This is a genomic window from Deltaproteobacteria bacterium (assembly GCA_019308905.1).
Lineage (GTDB): Bacteria > Desulfobacterota > BSN033 > WVXP01 > WVXP01 > JAFDHF01.
In genome coordinates this window covers 73,778-96,007 of record JAFDHF010000002.1, presented here as the reverse complement: position 1 = coordinate 96,007, position 22,230 = coordinate 73,778, and the positions used below count along the sequence as shown (strand labels likewise).

19 protein-coding genes and 2 riboswitches are annotated in these 22,230 nt (G+C 57.9%); of the genes, 7 read left to right on the top strand and 12 right to left on the bottom strand.

Translation table 11 applies throughout. The annotated features are described in order from the left end of the window. Window position 1 precedes the first annotated feature (1 nt). From JRJ26_01460 to cobS, 6 genes are all read left to right on the top strand, one after another. Window positions 2-1,495: an aldehyde dehydrogenase gene (locus tag JRJ26_01460; GenBank protein MBW2056142.1), complete on the top strand. Its 1,494-nt coding sequence runs from the start codon at window positions 2-4 to the stop codon at window positions 1,493-1,495. 26 nt (window positions 1,496-1,521) lie between these two features. After that, a riboswitch (cobalamin riboswitch) is annotated at window positions 1,522-1,713 on the top strand. Window positions 1,714-1,849: 136 nt separating this feature from the next. Beyond that, window positions 1,850-2,899, top strand: a complete 1,050-nt coding sequence (gene cobT / locus JRJ26_01455) for a nicotinate-nucleotide--dimethylbenzimidazole phosphoribosyltransferase (protein MBW2056141.1) — start codon at window positions 1,850-1,852, stop codon at window positions 2,897-2,899. Continuing rightward, a complete protein-coding gene (gene cobD, locus JRJ26_01450; GenBank protein ID MBW2056140.1) occupies window positions 2,896-3,852 on the top strand; it encodes a cobalamin biosynthesis protein CobD in 957 nt (318 codons plus the stop codon). Before cobT ends, cobD begins: the two co-directional genes overlap by 4 nt. A gap of 84 nt (window positions 3,853-3,936) precedes the next feature. Beyond that, the gene (locus tag JRJ26_01445) at window positions 3,937-4,641 is read left to right on the top strand and encodes an adenosylcobinamide amidohydrolase (GenBank protein MBW2056139.1); all 705 of its coding nucleotides are present in this window, start codon (window positions 3,937-3,939) and stop codon (window positions 4,639-4,641) included. A gap of 38 nt (window positions 4,642-4,679) precedes the next feature. Further along, window positions 4,680-5,219 carry a bifunctional adenosylcobinamide kinase/adenosylcobinamide-phosphate guanylyltransferase gene (gene cobU / locus JRJ26_01440; protein MBW2056138.1) on the top strand — a complete coding sequence of 180 codons (540 nt, stop codon included), beginning with the start codon at window positions 4,680-4,682 and terminating at the stop codon, window positions 5,217-5,219. Next, the gene (gene cobS, locus JRJ26_01435) at window positions 5,216-5,956 is read left to right on the top strand and encodes an adenosylcobinamide-GDP ribazoletransferase (protein ID MBW2056137.1); all 741 of its coding nucleotides are present in this window, start codon (window positions 5,216-5,218) and stop codon (window positions 5,954-5,956) included. The genes cobU and cobS overlap by 4 nt, the downstream gene beginning before the upstream one ends. A gap of 8 nt (window positions 5,957-5,964) precedes the next feature. On the opposite strand, the gene JRJ26_01430 is transcribed toward cobS, so the two are convergent. From JRJ26_01430 to JRJ26_01375, 12 genes are all read right to left on the bottom strand, one after another. After that, window positions 5,965-6,288: a hypothetical protein gene (locus JRJ26_01430; GenBank protein MBW2056136.1), complete on the bottom strand. Its 324-nt coding sequence runs from the start codon at window positions 6,286-6,288 to the stop codon at window positions 5,965-5,967. 28 nt (window positions 6,289-6,316) lie between these two features. Beyond that, window positions 6,317-8,428, bottom strand: a complete 2,112-nt coding sequence (locus tag JRJ26_01425) for a TonB-dependent receptor (protein MBW2056135.1) — start codon at window positions 8,426-8,428, stop codon at window positions 6,317-6,319. Window positions 8,429-8,660: 232 nt separating this feature from the next. Continuing rightward, window positions 8,661-8,863, bottom strand: a riboswitch (cobalamin riboswitch). 55 nt (window positions 8,864-8,918) lie between these two features. Beyond that, on the bottom strand, window positions 8,919-9,899 hold the full coding sequence (locus JRJ26_01420; protein ID MBW2056134.1) for a dipeptide ABC transporter ATP-binding protein: 981 nt from the start codon (window positions 9,897-9,899) through the stop codon (window positions 8,919-8,921). Next, complete coding sequence (locus tag JRJ26_01415) at window positions 9,896-10,876, bottom strand: ABC transporter ATP-binding protein (GenBank protein ID MBW2056133.1); 981 nt, start codon at window positions 10,874-10,876, stop codon at window positions 9,896-9,898. Before JRJ26_01415 ends, JRJ26_01420 begins: the two co-directional genes overlap by 4 nt. 149 nt (window positions 10,877-11,025) lie before the next feature. Then, window positions 11,026-11,757 carry a DUF169 domain-containing protein gene (locus JRJ26_01410; GenBank protein ID MBW2056132.1) on the bottom strand — a complete coding sequence of 244 codons (732 nt, stop codon included), beginning with the start codon at window positions 11,755-11,757 and terminating at the stop codon, window positions 11,026-11,028. A 6-nt stretch (window positions 11,758-11,763) separates the two neighbouring features. After that, window positions 11,764-14,091, bottom strand: a complete 2,328-nt coding sequence (locus JRJ26_01405) for a molybdopterin-dependent oxidoreductase (GenBank protein MBW2056131.1) — start codon at window positions 14,089-14,091, stop codon at window positions 11,764-11,766. Next, window positions 14,088-14,561, bottom strand: a complete 474-nt coding sequence (locus JRJ26_01400; GenBank protein MBW2056130.1) for a (2Fe-2S)-binding protein — start codon at window positions 14,559-14,561, stop codon at window positions 14,088-14,090. The genes JRJ26_01405 and JRJ26_01400 overlap by 4 nt, the downstream gene beginning before the upstream one ends. Then, on the bottom strand, window positions 14,558-15,460 hold the full coding sequence (locus tag JRJ26_01395; GenBank protein ID MBW2056129.1) for a xanthine dehydrogenase family protein subunit M: 903 nt from the start codon (window positions 15,458-15,460) through the stop codon (window positions 14,558-14,560). The genes JRJ26_01400 and JRJ26_01395 overlap by 4 nt, the downstream gene beginning before the upstream one ends. Window positions 15,461-15,475: 15 nt before the next feature. Continuing rightward, window positions 15,476-16,357, bottom strand: coding sequence for an ABC transporter permease (locus JRJ26_01390; protein ID MBW2056128.1), 882 nt, complete (start codon window positions 16,355-16,357; stop codon window positions 15,476-15,478). A gap of 8 nt (window positions 16,358-16,365) precedes the next feature. Continuing rightward, complete coding sequence (locus JRJ26_01385; protein MBW2056127.1) at window positions 16,366-17,310, bottom strand: ABC transporter permease; 945 nt, start codon at window positions 17,308-17,310, stop codon at window positions 16,366-16,368. A 169-nt stretch (window positions 17,311-17,479) separates the two neighbouring features. After that, a complete protein-coding gene (locus tag JRJ26_01380; protein MBW2056126.1) occupies window positions 17,480-19,003 on the bottom strand; it encodes a peptide ABC transporter substrate-binding protein in 1,524 nt (507 codons plus the stop codon). 201 nt (window positions 19,004-19,204) lie between these two features. After that, entirely contained in the window at window positions 19,205-19,909 is a 705-nt protein-coding gene (locus JRJ26_01375) for a GntR family transcriptional regulator (protein MBW2056125.1), read from the bottom strand. 609 nt (window positions 19,910-20,518) lie between these two features. On the opposite strand from JRJ26_01375, the gene hcp reads away from it, so the two are divergent. Beyond that, window positions 20,519-22,165 (top strand): hydroxylamine reductase, encoded by a 1,647-nt coding sequence (hcp, locus tag JRJ26_01370; GenBank protein ID MBW2056124.1) that lies wholly within the window; start codon window positions 20,519-20,521, stop codon window positions 22,163-22,165. Window positions 22,166-22,230 lie beyond the last annotated feature (65 nt).

The following is a 22,230-nucleotide window of genomic DNA, read 5'->3' as shown; positions in this document are numbered from 1 at the left end:
AATGGCTGAGAAATTCGAACTGCCCGAAGAACTGAAGGAGAACACCAATCTCGTAGCCGGGGTCTGGCGCGGTGCCGGATCCGGGAAGACCTTTGAGGTGAAGAGCCCGGTAACCGGTGAGGTGCTCGGCAGGGTGCCCCTGTGCGACCCGAGTGATGTGGACAGAGCCGTCGAAGCCGCCCGAAAGGCCTGGGAACCGTTCAGGCTCACACCGGTTTTCGAGCGTTCGGCTCTGGTCCGAAGGATTTCGGAGCTGATTTCTGCCAGGGCGGAGATTATAGGCAGGGTGCTCACCATGGAGCAGGGGAAGTCCTATTTCAGGGAAGCCCTTCCTGAGGTCCGGGAGACGGCCAGGAATTTCCAGATTGCCGCAGAGGATATCGTTCGCCTGGAAACGCCCGTCATTCCCATGGAGGACCCGAACAAGCGTGTCTTCACCTTTCGTGAGGCTGTCGGTACGATGGCGGTGATCACGCCCTGGAACTTTCCCACGGTGATACCTTCCGAGTATCTCGGACCCTCTCTTGCGGCGGGGAATACTATCATAATGAAGCCCGCCTCCTATACTCCTCTTTCCATGATACTCGTGGGCCGCTGCATCCAAGATGCTTTGGACGATTTAGGATATCCGAAGGGTGTCTTCAATCTCATCACAGGCCCCGGAGGAAAGGTGGGAGACTATCTGGTCGGCCATCCCGGGGTGGACATGATCGGGTTCACAGGGGAAACCCTCACCGGAACTTCGATCTGTTCACGGGCGGGTATCAAGAGAACCCTTATGGAACTGGGAGGCAACGGTCCGCAGATCGTCTGTTCCGACGCCAACATAGAAGAGGCGGCAAGGGCTGCGGCCTTCGGGTGCTTCTTCAATGCAGGTCAGGTCTGCTGTGCCACGGAGAGGATCCTGGTTGACAGGAAGGTTCACGATGAGTTCCTTGGACTGCTCGTGAAGGAGGCAGAGACCTGGAGACTCGGGGATCCCATGGAGGAGGAGACCTGTATGGGGCCTCTCAACAACGAGCCTACCGTTGCAAAGACCAAGACGCACCTGGAGGACGCGGTGGCAAAAGGGGCAAGGATTCTGCTCGGCGGCAGGGTGCAAAGCGGATGGCGCACTGATCTCTATTTTCCCGCCACTGTTATCGACGGGGTTTCTCGGGACAGCCTTCTGAACAAGGAGGAGACCTTCGGCCCCGTGGCACCTGTGATCACCTTCCAGAACGATGAGGAAGCCGTGCAAATAGCCAATGAGAGCGGGTACGGGTTGCAGATGTCGGTGTTTACCTCCTCGATCAAGAGGTGTTTCTTCTACGCTTCGCGGCTCCGGACGGGCAATATCGTATTCAACGACACCACGGACTACTGGGAGGCCCATGAGCCTTTTGGCGGCGGGGGCGGTACAAAGAGCGGATACGGGCGACTCGGCGGCCGATACACCCTGGATGACGTGACCCATCTCAAGACCTGCGCCATCGACATAGAGAAGGTGCTTTGACTTGACAAGGAGCGGGAAAGCATCATAAGATGAATTTCCCTTGCAGCATCCCGGAACGCGGTGGAAATCCGCGGCGGTCCCGCCGCTGTGATCGGGGACTGAAGGCTGCCGGGCGATCGCCCGTCTCGCGTCACTGCCAGGGTTCACCCTGACGGGAAGGCCGCAGCCCAAAGGAAGATCCGAGAGCCAGAAGACCTGCTGCAGAGGGATGTCGATCGGGACTCGATGGCAAAGGGCTCCGACGGGGATGCTTGATAGTCCGTCGAAGCCCTTATCTTTTGTCCACTCTGTTAGGCGACGCTTCCCTGGGAGTTCTTCGGGGGAAAGGAGCAGGAAGTGGAACTGCGGGAAAAAATAGAAGAGTATCTGGCACGGGTCGAGCCCCTGAAGGATGAATTCCTGGAAGAAGCACAGAAGCGCCTGGACAGTCTCACAAAACCCCGGGGGAGCCTTGGCCGCCTGGAGGAATTCGTGAGGCACTACGTGGCCGTCAAGCAGGAGCTTCGACCTGCGATCAACCGCAAGACCATCCTCATCCTCGCGGGGGATCATGGGGTGGCCGAGGAGGAGGTGAGCCTCTATCCCAAGGAGGTGACCTCCCAGATGGTTCGTAATTTTCTCCACAAGGGGGCGGCCATAAGTGTTCTGGCCCGATTCATCGGGGCCCGTCTCTACGTGGTTGATATGGGTGTAGACCATGATTTCGAGCCTGTCGAGGGTCTGGTCATAAGAAGGGTGGCAAGGGGGACGGCGAACATCACCAAGGGGCCGGCCATGACAGCCAGGCAGGCCCTCGAGGCGGTACTGGCGGGAATCGAGATCGTCGAAGAGGTGAAAAGGGAAGGGGTGGACATCATCGGCGTGGGCGATATGGGAATCGGCAATACGACGCCGAGCAGTGCGATCATAGCCGCCGTAGCCGGTCTTCCCGCGAGAGAGGTGACGGGCAGGGGTACGGGTGTCGACGACCGAGGATTGGAGAAGAAGATCGAGGTCGTGGAGAGGGCTCTCAGTGTGAACAGGCCTGATCCTCGGGATCCTCTGGATGTCTTGGCCAAACTGGGGGGATTCGAGATCGCGGGTATCACGGGTGTCGCCATCGGGGCTTCCGCCAATCGCATTCCGGTCGTCGCCGACGGGCTGATCTCCACGGCCGGGATTCTTATCGCCACTGAGATGAACCCCAGGATCAAGGCTTACATTTTCGCTTCTCACAGTTCGGCCGAGATCGGCCACAGGGTCATGCTCGACCGGATAGGCATCCGCCCGGTGCTGGATCTCTCCATGCGGCTGGGCGAGGGAACCGGGGCTGCTCTCGGCATCCAATTGGTGGATGCGGCCCTGAGGCTTTACAACGAGATGGCCACCTTCGAGGAGGCGGGCGTGAGCGGGAAGAAGGGATGACCGGCCAGATCATTATCGCCTACCTCGCCGATCTGATCTTCGGTGATCCCAGGTGGTTGCCCCACCCGGTCGTGATGATGGGGAAGGGGATCGCTTTGTCGGAGAGACTGCTCTTGCGCCCGGGTTTGACCGAGAGAGGCAAGAAATGGGCGGGCTGTGTGCTGGTAGGCCTGGTCGTGGGTGGAACCTGGGTTCTTGCAGAAGGTTCATTGAGGCTCGCACGGTGCTATGACTGGAGATTGGGAGTGGCGGTCTCCATCTTTTTGGCTTACACTACTCTCGCCACGCGAAGCCTGGGCAGAGAGGCTTCGAGTGTGGTCGAGCGCCTGGGGGCCGGTGACACGACGGGAGCCAGGAAGCGCCTGGCAGGGCTGGTGAGCCGGGACACGCGGCATCTCGATGATTCGGAGATCTGTCGTGCGGTTGTGGAGACGGTTGCAGAGAATACCTCCGACGGTATCGTGGCTCCCCTTTTCTACCTCGGAATAGGCGGGCCGGCTCTGGCCCTGGCCTACAAGGCGGTGAACACCCTCGATTCGATGGTGGGGTATCGCAACTCCAGGTACCTCGATTTCGGATGGGCCTCGGCCAGGCTGGACGACGCGGCCAACTTCCTGCCTTCCAGGATCACGGCCCTTCTGATAGTGTGGGTCTCCTTTGTTCTCGGGAGAGACTGGAAGAAGGCACTGGAAACCGCCTGGAGAGAAGGAAGGAACCATGAGAGTCCCAACGCCGGCTTTCCCGAGGCAGCCGTGGCAGGGGCACTCGGGATTCGACTCGGGGGGCCGTCCGTGTATTTCGGGGAGGTCCTTCAGAAACCCTACATCGGGAAGGCCTTTGAGCCCGTCTCTGTTCAGAGGGCCGGGGAAAGCATCGGAATCATGTTCGGTGTTTCGCTGGCAATGGTAGCGGCCGTGGCGGTGACACTTATGTTGGTTTCGGCTCTGTCTTGACGGATCCTCCAGGGTCTTGCCGGCCTGTTCCGGTTCCCGGGGGCAGACCGATCAGGATCGTCAAGCCGAGAGGGGGTCGGCTCTATGGTTGTCGAGAAAAGAGGTCGGTTCCTGGTCGTCCGGTTCGGAGAGGAGATGCGGATCTTGAGCTGGGCCGTCGTGGGCGGCGGGTTTAGAAAGAGCAGGAGCTTGGCCTGGCTGCAGGTGAAAGAAGGGGAACTGGGACCGGACGTGGATCCGGTTCGTCTGCTGAGGAGGCGCCTCAAGGAGGCGCGTCTTTCCTGTGGCGTGGGCATGATGACCGGCACCGACCTGAAGGGATATCAGGACGTAAGAAGGTCTGACGGGTCACTGACGGTGGGCTGTATCGCCACGGTTGGCCTCTCGAACGCTCTTGCCGTGGGGGATCCCCCCGGCACAGGAGGGGTAGTCGGAACCGTCAATCTCTTGTGTCATGTCTCCGTGCCTCTCTCCAGGGGGGCCATGGTTGAGGTCGTCTCCCTCGCGGCCGAGGCGCGAACCGCCGCTTTCATGGATTCACTCCTCAAGAGTCGAGTCAGTGGAAGACCCGCCACGGGAACGGGTACGGACTGCATCGCAGTGGCTTCTCCATGGAGGAGAAGGGGTGAGAGATATGCGGGGAAACATACTCCCATAGGCTCGTTGATCGGTCAAGCGGTAAGACAGGCGGTTACCAGCGGGATTCGGTCGCGTCTGGGCGAAGATAAATCACCGGGAGGCCGGGATTCCCGCGGGAGAGCGGCCCGCTTCGGTGGGTGGAAGAGGTAGCGGAGATGGGAGACGACAGGAGAGCCGGAGGCGACCCCATGGGAGGCACCCCTCGGGTCATTCTCGTACTGGGGGCCGCCCGGAGCGGCAAGAGCCTGTATGCCCGGGAGATAGGAGAGGCCTTTCAGGGGAAGAGACTCTTCGTCGCCACGGCCCAGGCCCTCGACCGTGAGATGGCAGAAAGAATCGAGAATCACAGGCGTGAGCGTGGAGATCTGTGGGAGACCAGGGAAGAGCCGCTGGAGATCGCAAGGGTCCTCTCCGAGGCTCAGGACAGGTACAGCGTGGTCCTGATCGACTGCCTCACCCTATGGGTTTCCAACCTGCTGATGACCTACCGCGAGGACAAGGACGGCATGGAAGAGAGGCTCGAGGGCTTGGTCGGGTCTTTGAAGACCACAAAGATCCCCGTAGTTTTGGTTTCCAACGAGGTGGGGTGGGGAGTCGTACCCGAGAATCCGCTGGCCCGTTCTTTCAGGGACTTGGCAGGGAGGCTCAATCAGAGAGTCGCCCAAGCGGCCGACAGGGTTGTCCTGATGGTTGCAGGGATCCCCTTGGTCGTAAAGGACAAGGGATGAGAGAATTCGTGGCTGCAGTCCGATTCCTTACCGTTATCCCCGTTCCGGGACGCACCGGCTTCTCCGACCTGGAGATGGCGCGGTCCATGGCCTACTATCCCCTTGTGGGCTTTTGCATCGGGCTGATTTTGGTCGCTTCCAGGCACCTGTTCCTTCTCTTCTTCCCCCAGAGGGTCGTGGCGGTGCTCCTGGTGGTGGCTCTTGTGCTGGTCACGGGGGCGCTGCATCTGGACGGCCTCTCGGACACGATCGACGGTCTGAGAAGCGGCAGGACCAGGCAAGAGAGACTCAGGATCATGCGGGACAGCCGGGTAGGGGCCTTTGGAGCCGTGGGCCTGGTGTGCATTCTCCTCCTCAAGCTCACCCTTATTGCAGAGACTCCCTGGTCGATCCTGGACCGCTCCTTGATCCTGATGGCCACCCTCGGCCGGTGGTCCATGGTCCAGGTAATCCATGGTTCCTCCTATGCTCGGCCAGAAGGAGGACTCGCCCGCCCCTTTGCCCTGGGAGTGGGCAGAAGAGAGATCGTGGTTTCCACCTTTTCCGCCCTGGCAGCCGCGGTGGGGCTGTTCGGCCTTAAGGGAGTGGCGGTTCTGGCAGCCAACGTACTGTTGAGCCGTGGGATTCGTCTCTACTTCCACCACAGACTGGGAGGCATCACGGGCGACGTCCTGGGAGCAGCGGATGAGCTGTCCGAGGTCCTTTCCCTCGGCCTTGTGGTTGCCTTGAACCCGTGAGTCCTTTTCTATGCGCGGGCCATTGCCTGTTTGGCTTCTCGCAATCGACGGATGAATCCCCGGTAGTCCATGGTCCGGCTGAACTTCAGGCAGAAGACGTGCGTGCCGTAAAGGGATGCCACGTTCTCGGACAGCCCTGCCAGCCTCTCTCTCAGATCGCCCCGCTCGCCCCCCCGTGAAGCGAAGTACCACCTGGTGCCGCCACGGAACCAGACCCTGCCGCTGACAGCCGACTTCCCTCCTTTCTCCCTGACCAGGGCACCGAAAAAATCGATCTCCTCGGTCTTGATGACGAATACTTCCTCGATTCCCTCTCGATCTGTGTCAGGCATGTTTTTTCCCTTTCATGGACTGGAGGTGTTAAAAGCTGGCCTCGATGCCCGCCACCCAGTTCCTTCCAGGGGCGGGATAGAAGTAAGAGGTCTGAGAGAAACCTGAGACCACGCCGTATTCGGAGTACTTTTCGTCTGTCGCGTTGTTCACGCCGGCATAGGCCCTGAGCCATTTCCAGTTGTAGGTGAGCCTGGCATTGACCGTGAAATAAGCATCGAGCTTGGACGAATCGTTGGCGACGTCGCTGATGAGGTAGCTCGAGCCCACGTAGTTGTAGTCGGCAGCGAAGGTAAGTCCAGGGGCGAAATCACTGATCTTGAGTCCGAGGTTTGCCTTGTGTCTCGGTACGGCGGGTATGTCGTTGCCGCTGAAGGAACCCTTCTCGAAGGTCGCCTTCTCGTAGGTATAGTTTCCGAAAACCGTAATCTTCTTGAGCAGTTGCGCCCTCGCTCCGACCTCGATGCCCTGGTGCAGGGTTTCCGGATAGTTCTCGTTGGTGTAGGTCAGCGGATTGAAAAAGATCTCGTCCTCGATCTCCGCGTGGAAGAGGGTGACGTTGGCTTGCACGTCGGGGGTGAAGAAGTGTCTCACCCCTATATCGAGGTGATGGCCGATCTGAGGCTTGATGTCGGAATTTATCCGAATGCTTCCCGTATTCACGAAATCAAAGACGACGAGTTCATCCGTGAGGGGAAATCGAAAACTCTGGTTGACTCGGACAAAGGCGGAGGATCCTTTGCCGTAGAGGAGGGTGAGTCCTGCGGTGTATGCATTTGCAGAGTCTTTCACTGTTTCATCCAGGGGGACGAGGCCGAAGAGGAAATCCTCCTGTTCGAGATCGTACTTGACCTCTTCGTGCCGGGCACCCAGGGAAAGGATGAGGTTGTCGGACAGGGAAAATTCATCGCTCGCATAAAACCCGTAGGAATCCTTTTCGATCCTGGAAAAGCCCGAGGGAGCAAGGGGCGTTCCAAAGAAAAAATCCGCGTCCAGGTCGGATGCATAGATATCGATTCCTGCGGTGAGGGTGTTTGGGCGGTCCGTGATCTCTCCGTCCCAGATGTATCGAGGGGTGAAGGCCCAGGTTGCGGTATCCCGATCCGAAGCCGACGAATAGCTGACGAACTCGTCCCTGTTGTTCCGGTCCCTGTACGAGAGGTCCGCCACGATTCGCCCGTACTCTCCCAGATCCCAATCCGTGCCGAGCTTCAGGTACCCGTCCCTGGTTCTGGCATTGTCGAGGGGCCTGCTGGTGGACCGCCTGTCCACCTCGACTTCTGCTTCCGTGAGTGGGCCCGGCAGACCGTATTCGTCACGGTGATAGGATCCGGTAAGGTTGAGGCTGATAGCGTCGGTCACATCGTAGATGACCTTTCCTCCGACATCCCCTCTCCGGAAGTCTTCGTTGTCCCTGTATCCGCTTGTTGCGTCATAGCTGCCGGTCAAAGAGGCCGCGATTTTCTCGGTCCCGCCGCCGACAGAGGCTTTGGCCCCGTTGCGCCCGTAACTTCCGCCGACGCCGCCGATCATGGCCGAAGGTTTTCCCTCAGGGGATTTGGTGATGATATTGATCACTCCACCAACCGCGTTGTCCCCGTACAGGACGCTTCCGGTGCCCCGGACGATCTCCAAGCGCTCCACCTGATCCAGAGGGATCTGGGTCCAATCGACACCGCTCAGATCGATCTCGTTGACCCGTCTCCCGTCAACCAGGACGAGGGTGTTGAAGGGCGCTGTCTCCCCGAATCCACGGAGGTCCACCTGGGCGGCCTTTCCGTTTCCCAGGAGATCTCTCACCACGATCCCTTCCTGTGACCGGAGCAGATCGGCCACGGTCATCGTCTCCCAGTTCTCTATGTCCTTCTCGGTGATGACGGTGACGTTGCCCGGGACCTTCCGGATCTCTTCCTGCCGTCTCGTCGCCGTTACGACAACCTCGCGAAGTACGGGGACCTCCGACTTCTCATCGGGCTCCTGGGCCGGAGAGGGTGTGGAATCCAGGGCCAGCGCGAGGCTCCCTGCACAGGCGAGTGCCAGGAGGCCCCTTGCAAGGGATTTCGGACTCCTGCCGTGCCGTGAAGGGTGGGCGGGTCGGGCCGTCGATTTCGGCGGACGTGTGGGGTTGTGCGATGGCTTCATGTTCTGTTCCTCCTTTTTCGAGTTTTACACTGTCCTGCACGGAGCCGGAGAGATTCCTCCCACTGAGGGCGGATGAACCATCCGGCTGGGTACGACCGGTCGAAGATTCGGGCAGAGGAGTTTGACAACAGGAGAGAGTTGGCGGCGATTTCAGAAAAAGAAAGCCTGATCCCCGACGAAGATCAGGCTTTCTCTGTTGGCCCACTCCATTTTCCCACTCCTCGAGGAATCTTCATGGAGAAACGCCTTGGGCAGGTTTTCTGGCTCGTGGATCGTCCTACTCACCACGCCTTCCCGCTCCGCTCACGCGGAACAGTGGCACTCTGTGTGGCTTTCGTCCCCACTCACAGCGGCGGGTCCGCGACGGCTTCCAACCGTCTTCCCTACACCCAAAGCATCCGCTTACCTTGTCACACCCATATCATATACTGGGCGGACTCTCTTGTCAACAATTTTCTTGGGGACATTCCCTAGGCACGCCCCAGTGAAGTCATCTGAAATGGCAAGCCACAATGGATCCGTTTGCCCTCGGTTCGAGGGGGGGGTCCTCTCTTGAGCAGAGATCCTTTCGTATGGGGCATCTCGTGTGGAAACGGCATCCCGAAGGCGGGTTGATCGGGCTCGGAACGTCTCCTTCAAGAAGGATCTTTTTCCTTTTCACTTTCGGGTTGGGAATAGGAGCGGATCCCACGAGTGCTTCCGAATATGGATGGACAGGATCGTTGTACAGGGTCTCTCCATCGGCCAATTCAACGATCTTGCCGAGGTACATCACCGCAACCCTGTCGCTTACGTGGTGGACCACTCTCAGGTCATGGGAGATAAAGAGATATGTCAGCCCGAGCCTCAACTGAAGATCCACAAGCAGATTGACGACTTGTGCTTGGATAGAAAGATCGAGTGAGGAGATGGGTTCATCGGCGATTATCAGTTTGGGATTCAGGGCCAGGGCCCTTGCTATTCCGATTCTCTGCCTCTGGCCGCCGCTGAACTCCTGGGGATAGCGGTTCGACTGGTCCGGTCTCAGCCCCACCAGTTCCATCAGTTTCAGAACCTTCTCTTGTCTCTCCCTTTTGTTGGCGACCAGCTTGTGGACAATGAAGGGCTCCGCCAGTATACTGGAGACTTTCTTTCTCGGATCAAGGGATGAAAAGGGGTCTTGAAAGATGATCTGCATTTCCCGCCTGAGATGCCTCATCTGCTTCCTGCCGAACTCCAGGATGTTCCGGCCTTCAAAGTAGATACTCCCTGTTGTAGGTTCTTCAAACCTCAGAATGAGTCTCCCCAGGGTGGATTTGCCGCATCCGCTTTCACCGACGAGCCCCAGTGTTTCGCCTCTCATTATTGAAAGGGAGACCCCGTCGACGGCCTTGACCGCGGCCCGGGTCCTCGAAAAAAGGCCGTGCTGGACCGGGTAATGCTTTCTCAGGTCCCTCAAGACTACCAGGCTGGTTTCTTCCCGTTCCTTCATCGATCGGCCGATGCCCTCCAACATCTGACAAGATGCCCTGGTTTGTGTTCGACCAATTCCGGCTCGCTTTCAAGACACTGCCTTGAACGCAAGAGGCAACGATCCTGAAACCTGCATCCGGTCGGCAATTCCAGCAGGTTCGGTACAACACCGGGAATCGCCCTGAGTTTCTGTTTGCGCCCCTGCCCCTTTGTGGACATGGGAATAGAGTTCAGCAGACCGCGTGTATACGGGTGCAATGGGTCTTCGAAAAGGGAGACGACGTCACAGTACTCAACCACGTTCCCCGCATACATGACCGCCACGTGCTGCGCCGTTTCGGCCACGATCCCCAAGTCGTGAGTGATCAGTATGACAGACATGCCGATCTGTTCTTTGAGGGTGTTGATGAGGGCCAGAATCTGCGCCTGAATGGTCACATCCAAGGCCGTCGTGGGCTCGTCGGCGATCATCAAGTGGGGATTGCACGAAAGGGCCATTGCGATCATGACCCTCTGCTGCATCCCGCCGCTCATCTGGTGGGGATAGTTCTTCAATCGGGCTTCAGGTGCCGGAATACCCACGAGGCGAAACATCTGGACGGTTTTTTCGAGGGCGTCCCTCTTGGATAGGTGCTGGTGGAGCTGGATCACCTCGGCAACTTGGTCTCCCACCTTGATGACGGGATTGAGCGATGCCATGGGCTCCTGAAAGATCATGGATATCTTGTTCCCCCTGATCCTGCGCATCTCCAATTCGTCCAATTTCGCCAGATCCTCACCTTCAAAAACAATGGTGCCCCCCACCTGCCTCCCGGGCTTTGGAATCAGTCTCAAGACCGACAGGGCAGTCACGGATTTCCCGCATCCGGACTCACCTACAATACCTAGGGTATCTCCCTTGTCGAGGGAGAGACTCGCCCCGTCCACGGCCCTTATGACACCCTTGTCCGTGAAGAAATAGGTTTTCAGTTCGCTGATCCTTAGCAGTTCGGCCATGACTTAGGAGTAGAAATCCCCGCCCCCGGTCGGAGCAAGGGACAGAGCCAGAAATGCAACCTGGGGCGAATCGCAGGAAAGACGCCGGAATCCCGTGCATGAAACCACAAGTGATGGAATTTCACCGGTCCTGCCGCATCGTTTTCCAATCAGCCGTGTTCCGTCTCCCTATTCTGTTTTTCTTGGACACCCAAGTCCGGTCTCCCCTCGAGAAACCGCTCCAACCCTTCCACCACCTCCACCAGCTCTTCCCGGGGGATGCCGACAACGAGTTCTTCGTCTCGAATCTTGGTGAAGAGCCTGAGTCCAAAGCATCCCAGGGAGTAGTGGACCTGACCGCGGAGCAAGGGGGCCGCAATGACGCTGGAGCACGTGGATGGGCCCGTCAAGCCGGGGACGGTGTGGCCGGTCCTGAAGTTGGCACCCCTCAACAACAGCAGTGCCTGTCTGGGCAGGCAGCTGACGACCACCACCTGCCCGCCGAACCGGTCCGAGAATGGAACCCTATCCAACGGAGCATAGGTGATTACGGAAACAGTACCGGTGGGTACGATCTCATACCCCGAAAGGAGGCGTCTGAAGGCTCCGGGGGACCCGACCAGTCCGCGGCCGTTTTCACCGGCGTTGTGCTCACCGGTGATCAACCCTTCGAAGGGTGGAGCCAACCCGAGATAGTAGTTGCCGTTTCTGCAAGACTGGTTTTCCAGGGTCGTGTAAAAGGGGCGATCCTCCTCACGGACCGTATCGATAAACTCGCAGGCCTTTTGCTCGCCTTTGAATCTTTCCACCCCCTCGGGAGAGCGGTCGGAGAGGGCAACGACCACGGGTTTTTTCTCAAGGCAGAGCGTATCCTGCAATTTTCGACAAAGACGTGCTTCCACAGCCTCTCAGCCTCCTTTCTGCTTCAGAGCCGCTAGCACTTTTTCGGCTGTTATCGGCAGTTCCCTGATCCTGACACCAGTTGCGTCGTAAACGGCGTTCGCTATGGCAGCGGCCGTGGGAACTATGGCCGCCTCTCCCACACCCTTGGCCCCGAACGGCCCGTAAGGGTCATTCGTCTCGACAAGAATGGTCTCTATACCAGGAGTGTCCATAGTAGTGGGGAGCTTGTAGTCCCCGAGGTACCGGTTCGCCACCGCTCCATCCTGCCAGATGATCCTCTCAGAGAGAGCCATTCCTATGCCCTGAACGATCGCCCCTTCGAACTGCCCCTCGACGGCACAGGGATTTATCGCTTTTCCCACATCGTGAGCCGCAATCACCCGTATGACGGTCACCTGTCCTGTTTCACGATCGACTTCGACCTCTGCTACCTGGGCCCCGAACACCCAGGTGGGGCAGATGTTCCCGTACCCGGTTTCACGGTCAGAGGGCTTGCTCACCGGGTCCACATAGCAGCTGCTTGCTACGACGGGCACCCCCATGGGAAAGGCGGAGGCCCGGTCAAACATGGGCAACGCGGCGGCCTGGGCAACGGTGACGTATCTGCCGGGATTCGATCTCACGTAGATTCTCCCATCTGCCACCTCGAGTTCTTCTTTTCCCACTCCCAGCATGGAAGAACCCCTTTTCAGGAGTTCGTCTTTCGCCTTCCTCGCGGCGATTCTGACGGCGTTGCCGGCCACGAATGTCTCCCGTGATCCCCGAACGCCCTGGGTCGAGGGGGTGATGGCCGTGTCCCCTGCGTGGATTCTCATGGCCTCCATGGAGACGCCAATTTCCTCTGCGGCGATCTGTGCGAGGACAGTGTCAGAGCCCTGCCCGACATCCGGAACGCCGGTCAGCAGATCCACGGACCCGTCTTCCTCGACCTTGATGAAGGCCGACGAGAAATTGCCGCCGTGGGCGCTGATACCCCCGCCCCCTGTATGGATCATCCCTGCCATTCCCATCCCGCGGAGCTTCGGGCCCTTCCCGACTTCGTGCTTTGTTTTTTCCCCGTCCTTCCAGCCTGCCGCGGCCGTGCTCTTTTCGAGGCATTCGGTAAAGCCGCAGCTCACGTATCTCGCTCCTGCAACGGTCACATCACCCTGCCTGTTGGCGTTGAGGAGCCGGAGCTCGAGTTTCCCCATCCCCAGCTCTTCTGCGATTTCATCCATCTGCGATTCGATGGCAAAGGTGATTTGGGGATTGCCGTAACCGCGGAAAGCCCCGCCCCAGACCTTATTGGTGAACACCACCATGCCGTCGATCTCCACGTTTGGGACACGATAGAGACCGGTGATCTTCGAGCCCGCGCTGGTTGTCACGGCGAGTCCCTGATCATTGTAAGCGCCGCCGTCCGTAAGGATTTCCACCTTTCTGGCCAGGAGTTCTCCCGTTTCTTTGACGCCGGTCTTGAGCTTGATTATCATTGGATAGCGGATCCGGTCCGATACCAGCTCCTCTGGTCTGGTCTTGACGATCCTGACGGGTCTCCCGGTTTTCTGGGCCAGCAAGACACAGACCGGATCCACCGAATCCATCGACTGGCGGCTCCCGAATCCTCCGCCGATGAAAGCCTTGCGCACGCGAATCTTTCCGACAGGCATGTCGAGCACCCGAGACATGATATCCCGGAGAACATGGGGAAACTGGGTCGTAGACCAGAGTGTGACCCGCCCTTGCATGTCGAACTCAGCCAAGGCGCCCCGTGTCTCCATACAGCAGTGGGCAACACCTGTTGTCCTGAAAGTCGACTCAAAAACACGGAAGGCCCTTGCAAAGCCCTCTTCGACGTCTCCGAAAACCTTGTGAACCTCTCCGGAGATGTTTCTTGGCTTGTCCTCATGAACGAGCGGCGCCTCGGGTTCCAATGAGGATTCTGGATCGAAGACAGCGGGAAGGGGTTCGAACTGAACTCTGATCAGGGAACAGGCCTCCCTGGCTGTTTCTTCGCTTTCGGCGGCAACGGCGGCTATCTCATCTCCCACGTAACGGACCTTGTCCAGACACAGGGGCCGCTTGTTCGCCTGCGCGATCTGGAACCCCAGGAAGGTGTCCGGGATGTCTCTCCCGGTAATGACGGCTTTCACGCCGGGGAGGCGTTTTGCCCGGGCCGTGTCGACATCGAGGATCCTGCCGTGGGGAATGGGGCTCCTCAGCATCGCACCATGCAGCATGTTTGGGCGATGGAGGTCAGGGATGTATTCTCCATGGCCGGTCACCTTTTCCACAGCATCGAGTCTCGTCACGCTCTTCCCGACGACGTGATACCCTGTCACATTCTCTTTCATTTCTGGCTATTCCCCGTCTTGGACGCCGCAATCACGGCTTCGATGATTTTTGTATAACCCGTGCAACGACAGATGTTCCCCGCGAGTCTGAAGGAGATTTCCTCCCTGGTAGGCGAGGGGTTTTTCTGGAGCAATGCCTTTGAAGCCATGACCATCCCTGGGGTGCAGAATCCACACTGGATGGCCCCCCTGTCCACGAATGCCTTTTGAACCGGGTCCAACTCCCCCTCTCTCGCAAGGCCTTCGATTGTCACTACAGACCTACCTTCGACCTCGACTGCGAGAATCAGACAGGAGTTTACGGCCAGGCCGTCCAGGATCACCGTGCATGCGCCGCAGTCCCCTGTTTCACATCCCCGATGGGTACCGGTCAGATGCAGGACGTCTCTTAGAACCTGCAAGAGGGTCCAATGGGGTTCCACGGCTATGCTGACTTTCTCTCCGTTCAAGTGGAAAGCGATGGGTTTCATGAAGTCCTCTCCCCTCTGCTTGCTGCTCCGGCCCAAGCCTGCCCGAGCGCCCTTCTGACATTGACCTTCACCATCTCGTACCTATAACTGTCCGTGGACCTCATATCGGTAATCGGCCGGGAGCGGTCTGCCGCCATCGAAGCAATCTCCCGGACGACACTCTCCGAGAATCCCTCTTGAACGAGGAGCCTCTCCCCGTCCGGAACCCTTATGGGTGTGGGAGCCACGGCCCCCAGGGCAATCCTCGCCTGGAGGACGTTCTTCCCGCTATCATCCATGCTGATACTCACGGCTGTGCCGACTATGGCGAGATCCATGGCGCGGCGGGTTCCATGCTTCAGATACACGGCCGAGAAACGCCCTGAAGGCTTGGGGACCAGGATGGACGTTACGATCTCCCCGGGGGAGAGCACGGTTTGGCCGGGGCCCGCGAAAAACCCATCCAGGGGAAGAGCTCGATACCCATTGGGGCCCTTGATCTTCACCTTCGCGTCCATGACCATCAGCATGGGAGCCATGTCTCCAGAAGGAGAGGCCCTGCAGATGTTCCCGGCAACGGTGGCACGGTTGCGCACCTGCTCGGAACCGATGGTCCGCACAGCCATCAGCAGGCCTGCCCATTTGCTTTCCGTCGTGATCCAACCCTCGAGTGCCGAAAGGGTCACGTTGGCTCCTATGGCCAGGTTTCCCTTCGGATCCAGAGAGATCTCCGCGAGTTGAGGGATCGACTTTATGTCCACGATGAGATCCGCGTTCAAGACGCCCTTCTTCATCTGCACAATCAGGTCGGTTCCTCCAGCGAGAATCCTTGAATCTCCGTCCCTGTCGGCCAGCAATCCGATGGCGTCGTCCAACCTCGTCGGCCGCTCATAATCGAACCTCGGCAGTCTCAGCATCATAATCTCCTCGTATCCTTATCTCCTTGACCCGCCTCCAAGGAGATTGCCTATTCCATCTCCCACGAAGGTGAAGGCCATTACGACGACGAATATCGCGGCTCCCGGCACGATGGCGAGCCAGGGTGCCGTGTCCAGGTATGGATAGCCCATCCTGAGCATGGTGCCCCATGCGGCCTGGGGTGGCTGAACCCCGACACCGAGGAAACTGAGAGCGGCTTCGGCGAGGATGGCGTATCCCAGAGAAAGCGTTACCTGGACGATAAGAGGCATCGCGATGTTAGGGAGAATATGACTCAAGATGATCCTGGTATTGGAAGCACCGAGACCCCTTGAAGCCTGGATGTACTCGAGCCCGCGGACCGCCAGCACCTGTCCTCGTGCCAATCGGGCGAACTGAGGGATGTAGACGATTCCGATGGCGATGGCCGTGTTGACGAGTTTCGCCCCCAGAGCTGCGGCTATGGCGAGGGCTAGTACCAGGGAGGGAAAGGCCAGGATGGCGTCCATCAGCCGCATCAGTACCGTGTCGATCCATCCGCCCCAGTAACCTGTTATGAGTCCGATCAGGAGTCCCACGCCGAGGGAGATCGATACGGACCCGACCGAAACGCTCAGCGAGATCCTCCCGCCGTAGATGATCCGGCTCAGGAGGTCTCGACCGAGATCGTCGGTTCCCAAAAGATGGCGGGTATTCGGGGGCTCCAGCATTGCAGAGAGATCGACGCCGAGGGGATCGTAAGGGGAGAGCAGGGGTGCCGCGATGGCGGCGACGGTTACCACCACAAGAACCGCTATCCCGCAAACCAGCAGGGGAAAACGCCTGAAAAGGGGGAGAACGTTTGTCCTCCACCCGAACAGCTTCCCGACTCTCTCGGTGATCATGGTCACTGCTTCCATCGCGGGTCCTATCTGAGCCTTATCCTTGGATCCAAGAACGAGTAAAGGATATCGACGACCAGGCTACTCAAAAGCATAGAGATCGCCATAACCAGAACGATCGCCTGTACCGGGGGGAAATCGCGCATGAAGATCGATTTGACCGCCAATTGGCCGACGCCCGGCTGGGCAAAGATCGTTTCTGTCACCACGGCGCCACCCATCAGGCGCCCCAACTGGAGGCCGAGAATAGTGACAACAGGGATAAACGCATTCTTGAGGGCGTGATGCCATAGAACCCTTCTCTCGGAAAGGCCCTTGGCTCTAGCCGTGCGGATGTAAGGGCGTTCGAGCACGTCGATCATTCCGGCCCTGATCATGCGCATTGCCGACGCACTGAGCCACATACCGAGGGTGAAAGCCGGCAGAACCATGTGCAGGAGATTCTGGACCACGCTCTCCCTGAGGGGAACATAGCCCGATGCCGGTAGTAGATGGAGGCTGACGGCAAAGGCATAGATCAGCAAGATTCCCAGCCAGAAGGAAGGCATTGAGATACCGATTGTGGCAAACGCGCTGCCCATAACATCTATCCAGGAATTGGGGCGCACTGCGCTGGCAACGGCAATGGGCAGAGCTATCATGATCGAGACGCAGAAGCCGAGCAGGGTCAGCTCGATCGTTACAGGGAGCCGCTGGACCAATGCCTCGCTCACGGGCTGTCTGGTCTGAATGGAACGGCCGAAGTCTCCGGAGAGACATCGGGTCAGCCATTGGAGGTACTGCTTGTGGAGAGGTTGGTCGAGGCCTAGTTCGGCCCTCAAGGCCTGGATCATCTCAGGGGTGCTCTCCTCTCCCAGCATCACCGTGGCCGGGTCACCGGGGAGGAGGTGGACGAGCAGGAAGACGATGATGCTGATGAGCAGCAGAACCGGGACTGCTACAAAGAGGCGGCGGATGATGTAATTCAGCATGGCATAGAACTCTCCAGGCTCCTTGGGCCGGTCTCCGACCGGGCATCCGTTCTCCCTCCCCTTCTGGCTGGTGCGAGAGGGGAAGGGAGAACATGGGTAAGGGCCGTCGTCAATAGGTGTCCTTGACGGCCCTTGCGCCTTTCTGGACCGAGTGCATGAATGTCAGGCCTTACCTGCTGAGCCAGACCGTCTTGAACCGCAGCTTTCCATCCGGGTAGAGGACAAAGTTCTGCACCTTCGCGCTGACGCCTGCCCGGCGAGGATAGTAGTAGACGAATATCTGGGGCGCATCTCGGATAATGATGTCCAGGGCTTCGCTGTAATACCTCTTGCGTTCAGCGTGGTTCAGCGATTCCCTGGCCTTGTCCAGAAGCTCCGTCACCCTCGGGTCGGCATAGCCGGTCCAATTGGCCGAACCCTTGGGGTGAAACTGCCTGTACAGGTTCGTATCGGGCTCGGGATAGCCTGACCAGAGGCCGTAGTTTCCCTCGTAGGTCTTCTCCAGCATCACTTTCAGATGGAGGGCACCTTCGAGCTGGACGATCTTGGTTTCGATCCCGACCCTCTTGAGCTGCGCCTGCATGACCTGAGCAACCTGGACATCGATAGGCGAGATCTTCGTGTACATCGTGAACTTGAACCCTTTTGGCTTCCCTCCCTCTCGCAGTTTCTCCCTCGCCTTGTTCAGGTCGCAGGTGTACCTGAAGTCGTTCGGGTCGTAGGCCCATGAAACCGGGGCGATCGGGCCATGTCCCACGATGCCCGTCTTGTAGAAGAGGTGCTCCCAGATCGCCTCCCTGTCTACGGCATAGGCGACAGCCTGGCGGAGGGCCTTGTTGTTGAAGGGCGGTTTTGTGCAGTTGAGGCGCAACGCGTTGAAACCGAAGCTGGGGACCTCATACAAGAGCAGGTCCTTGCTTCTCTTGACCCCCTTCACATCCTTGGGTAGGACATCGTCGATTACGTCGAGAGCGCCGCTCTTCAAGTTGGTGAGCTTTACTGCCTGGTCCGGAATGGGCTTGAATACGACCCTGTCCAGGTAAGGGAGTCCCTTCTCCCAGTATCCTTCGAACCTCTTCAGGGTCAGATGGTCATCCCTCACCCATTCGGCGAACTCAAAAGGACCGGTTCCCACAGGATGCCGGCCGAACTCGTCGGGCCCCATCTTCTTGAAAGCGGTCGGGGAGATCATGAACCCCGCCCTGTCGGTCAATCCTGCAAGCAAGGGGCTGAAGGGATACGCGAGGTTAAGCTTGACCGTGTAGGCATCCAGTACTTCAACGGATTTGATTGCAGATATCTCGCCCCTGGCGCGTGACTTCGTCTTGGGATCGAGCACCCGTTCCAGGTTGAACTTCACGGCCTCCGCATTGAACTCTGTTCCATCGTGGAATTTGATACCTTTCCGGAGCTTGAATATATAGGTCTTTGGATCAGGGGTCTTCCACGATTCGGCAAGCTCCGGGACTATATTCAGGTCTTTGTCATAGGTGACAAGGGTGTTGTAGAGGTTTTGCAAGAGCTGGCGATCGACGTAGCTGCTCGACCTGTGAGGGTCGCCGGTGACTATTTCATGGTAGACGCTGGCTCTGAGCGTGCCCCCGTACCTCGGATTCGCACCGGAAGTGCTCAACGGTACTACCATGAGAGCGAGAAAAAGCACAGAGACTATTAGAACGCCCTTCTTGTTCATTTGGAGTCCTCCTTTCTACGCAATATTCTTGATTGAACCCCGCGTAAAGCCGTGCCGGAGTACTGCCGGCCTGCCGTTGGCGAAAGGCAGGCCGGCATGGAAGGCAACTTCAAGATCGAGCCCGTTGGTCCCTTTTCTCTCGAGTCGTGTACCAAAACACTCTCCTCCTGTGCCCTACAACAACAGAAAGCTATGCCTGGGTCATCTGCCCGTGGAAGCAGCCCGGTCTTTCTCCCCGGTCTGAAGACGGGATGGTTCTTCTTCCTTTTCCAAGATGGCAACGATCTCTTTGACGAATCTCTCCAGATGGGCGCGGACCAGTTTTCCCGCCCTTTTGCTATCCCTCTGGACAACAGCGTCCAATATCTCCCGGTGAGGTCCAGCCACATCCTTCGACCTGTCGGGATGGCGGCGTGTCACGGCCCTGAACCTCCGGACCCGATCGTAGATGTTTTGAAGAAGCTCGACGAGCTCCTTGTTGTCGGAAGCCTTCCATATGCTGGAATGAAAGCGAACATGGGCCTTCTCATATTCAGGGTAGTTCCCCTCACGATAGAACTTGGCGATGAGACGCAAGCACTGCTCAAGGTCTCGATAGTCGCTCTCCCTGAGGTTCGGGACCGCTTGCTGAACCGCCAGTTCTTCCAAGACGCTCTGAATCGTAAACAGATTCTCAAGCTCTTTCTTGCTGATGTTTCTCACACGGGCCATGGTACGGGGGATGATCTCGACGAAGCCGATCCGCTCCAGGTACCTCAATGCCTCTCTGACCGGGGTGTTGCTTACCGAGTATTTCGTGGCCAGTTCGTTCTCCTTCAGCCGGTCTCCCGGTTTGTAGCGACCATTGAGGATATCTTCCTGAACGTCCCTGGCGATGGTTTCCCAGATCTGTCTGTAAGAGTACACCTTGATGTCTCTCCCTGTAAGAATTCTGGAATTAGGATTCGGATGTGCCCCGACCTAGAACTCTCAGGAGCCATGATTGTACAGAGTGTATTCTGTTTAATGTATCATGTCAAGAAAAATATCATCACGAAGGGGTCCACGAAGGGGTCAAGTCTCGTTTTGAGTCTTTTGGTGAGCTTGGAGCGTTTTCCCCGGGGGAGGAATTGGCACGGCCATACTGCACAGGCCGGTTCTTGACGGTCGTTCGGAGGGGCCTTTCGAGATCCGCAAGTAGGTGAGGATCGCAAAGGTGGCCGTTCCCTGACTTCGCAGGAGTGCGTCTTCCTCGAGGCATGCGAGGGCCAAGGTCGTTTTCCAGTCCAAGCGCCATAGGGATCCTGCTTCTGATTTTCAAATCGGGGACTCACGGGGCGCCGCCTGGGGCCGGGCTGGGAAAGAGCAAAATTCTGGTGGTTGAAGGTGCTTTGTTGCAGGAAGCAGGCTATAATTAATGGTAGCAACGAAAGCCGGGTAGGGGGAAATCTCCAAAATTGTCCCAGGATAACGGTATGGTATTACTGTTGTTGTGGGTTTCAAGCATGTCGTATCGAAATGGAAAGGAGGATTCAAGTGTTTTGTTTTCAATGCCAGGAAACAGCCGGGAATCGAGGGTGTACCGTTAAGGGCGTATGTGGCAAGCCGGAGGAGACCGCCGATCTTCAGGACCTGCTTATCTACGTGTGCAAAGGAATCTCGGTCTATGGTGAAAAGTTGAAGGAGGCGGGTCCTGTGGACAAGAAGGCGGCCCGCTTCGTGTGCAGGGCGCTTTTTACCACCATCACCAACGCCGCTTGGGACGATGATGTGATCATCGACAGGATCGAAGAAGGCCTTAAGGTTCGGGACGCTGTCAAGGAAAAGGTCAAAAACGCATTGCCTGGAGCGCTTCCTGATTGCGCCACCTGGTTCGTAGAGAACAGAAAGGCCATCCTGGCCAAGGCTCTGTCTGATGAAGTCCGCATCAGCACCGCCGAAAACGAGGATGTTCGCTCCCTCAGAGAACTACTCATCATCGGGTGCAAAGGAATCGCAGCTTATGCCGATCATGCTGCCATTCTGGGTCACGAGAAGGATGATATTTACGGCTTTCTCATGGAGGCTCTGGCATCCACCACCAGGGACCTCTCAACGGATGATATGATCGCCATGGTCCTTAAGGCGGGAGAGGTGGCTGTAAGTACCATGGCCCTCCTGGATGAGGCCAATACGACTGCCTACGGCGACCCTGAGATCACGGAGGTCGACATCGGCACCAGAACCAACCCCGGCATCCTGATCTCAGGCCACGACCTGAAAGACATGGAAGAATTGCTCAGGCAAACCGAAGGAACGGGTGTGGATGTTTACACCCACGGGGAAATGCTGCCGGCCAATTACTATCCGGCCTTCAAAAGGTATGAGCATTTCGTGGGCAACTACGGCGGGTCGTGGTGGCATCAGAACAAGGATTTCGAATCCTTTAACGGCCCCATCATCCTGACCACCAACTGCCTGATTCCAATCAAGAAGGAAAACACCTATCTGGACAGGCTGTTTACTACAGGCGTGGTCAACTACCCCGGGGCCAAACACATCGCGGACAGGCCGGAAGGCGGGGCAAAGGACTTTTCTCCGGTGGTTGCGCTGGCAAGAACCTGCAAATCTCCGGAAGAGATGGAATCCGGCAAGATCGTGGGTGGCTTTGCCCATAACCAGGTCTTGGCTCTGGCCGACAAGGTGATCGGAGCCGTGAAGTCAGGGGCCATCAAACGCTTTGTTGTCATGGCCGGTTGCGACGGCCGCCAAAAGGCCCGGAGCTACTACACAGAGATAGCCGAAAACCTGCCCGGAGATACGGTGATTCTCACCGCCGGATGTGCGAAGTACCGTTACATCAAGCTGGCCCTGGGAGAGATCGACGGCATTCCGCGCGTGCTGGATGCCGGCCAGTGTAACGACAGCTATTCTCTGGCGGTGATAGCCATGAAGTTGCAGGAGGCATTCGGGCTTCGGGAGATCAATGAACTCCCTATTTCCTACGACATTGCCTGGTATGAACAGAAAGCAGTGGCCGTGTTGCTGGCCCTGCTCGCCCTTGGGGTCAAGGGTATTCGCCTTGGACCGACCCTGCCGGCTTTTCTGTCTCCCAACGTGGCCAAGGTGCTGGTAGAGAAATTCAACATCAAACCCATTGGAACCGTGCAGGATGACATCCAGGCAATGATGAAGGGAGAATAGCATGGTTTGATGTTGATACAATGGGGCCGGCGGGTCAAATCTCGTCTTGAGTCTTAATGACAATC

Excerpts from the sequence above, each read along its gene's own strand:
- cobS (MBW2056137.1), top strand. The coding sequence starts at position 5,216 with ATGAGAGAATTCGTGGCTGCAGTCCGATTCCTTACCGTTATCCCCGTT.
- JRJ26_01415 (MBW2056133.1), bottom strand. The coding sequence starts at position 10,876 with ATGGCCGAACTGCTAAGGATCAGCGAACTGAAAACCTATTTCTTCACG.
- JRJ26_01385 (MBW2056127.1), bottom strand. The coding sequence starts at position 17,310 with ATGCTGAATTACATCATCCGCCGCCTCTTTGTAGCAGTCCCGGTTCTG.
- JRJ26_01390 (MBW2056128.1), bottom strand. The coding sequence starts at position 16,357 with ATGGAAGCAGTGACCATGATCACCGAGAGAGTCGGGAAGCTGTTCGGG.
- JRJ26_01395 (MBW2056129.1), bottom strand. The coding sequence starts at position 15,460 with ATGATGCTGAGACTGCCGAGGTTCGATTATGAGCGGCCGACGAGGTTG.
- JRJ26_01430 (MBW2056136.1), bottom strand. The coding sequence starts at position 6,288 with ATGCCTGACACAGATCGAGAGGGAATCGAGGAAGTATTCGTCATCAAG.
- cobD (MBW2056140.1), top strand. The coding sequence starts at position 2,896 with ATGACCGGCCAGATCATTATCGCCTACCTCGCCGATCTGATCTTCGGT.
- cobU (MBW2056138.1), top strand. The coding sequence starts at position 4,680 with ATGGGAGGCACCCCTCGGGTCATTCTCGTACTGGGGGCCGCCCGGAGC.
- JRJ26_01460 (MBW2056142.1), top strand. The coding sequence starts at position 2 with ATGGCTGAGAAATTCGAACTGCCCGAAGAACTGAAGGAGAACACCAAT.
- JRJ26_01405 (MBW2056131.1), bottom strand. The coding sequence starts at position 14,091 with ATGAAAGAGAATGTGACAGGGTATCACGTCGTCGGGAAGAGCGTGACG.
- JRJ26_01400 (MBW2056130.1), bottom strand. The coding sequence starts at position 14,561 with ATGAAACCCATCGCTTTCCACTTGAACGGAGAGAAAGTCAGCATAGCC.
- JRJ26_01425 (MBW2056135.1), bottom strand. The coding sequence starts at position 8,428 with ATGAAGCCATCGCACAACCCCACACGTCCGCCGAAATCGACGGCCCGA.
- JRJ26_01420 (MBW2056134.1), bottom strand. The coding sequence starts at position 9,899 with ATGAAGGAACGGGAAGAAACCAGCCTGGTAGTCTTGAGGGACCTGAGA.
- JRJ26_01445 (MBW2056139.1), top strand. The coding sequence starts at position 3,937 with ATGGTTGTCGAGAAAAGAGGTCGGTTCCTGGTCGTCCGGTTCGGAGAG.
- JRJ26_01380 (MBW2056126.1), bottom strand. The coding sequence starts at position 19,003 with ATGAACAAGAAGGGCGTTCTAATAGTCTCTGTGCTTTTTCTCGCTCTC.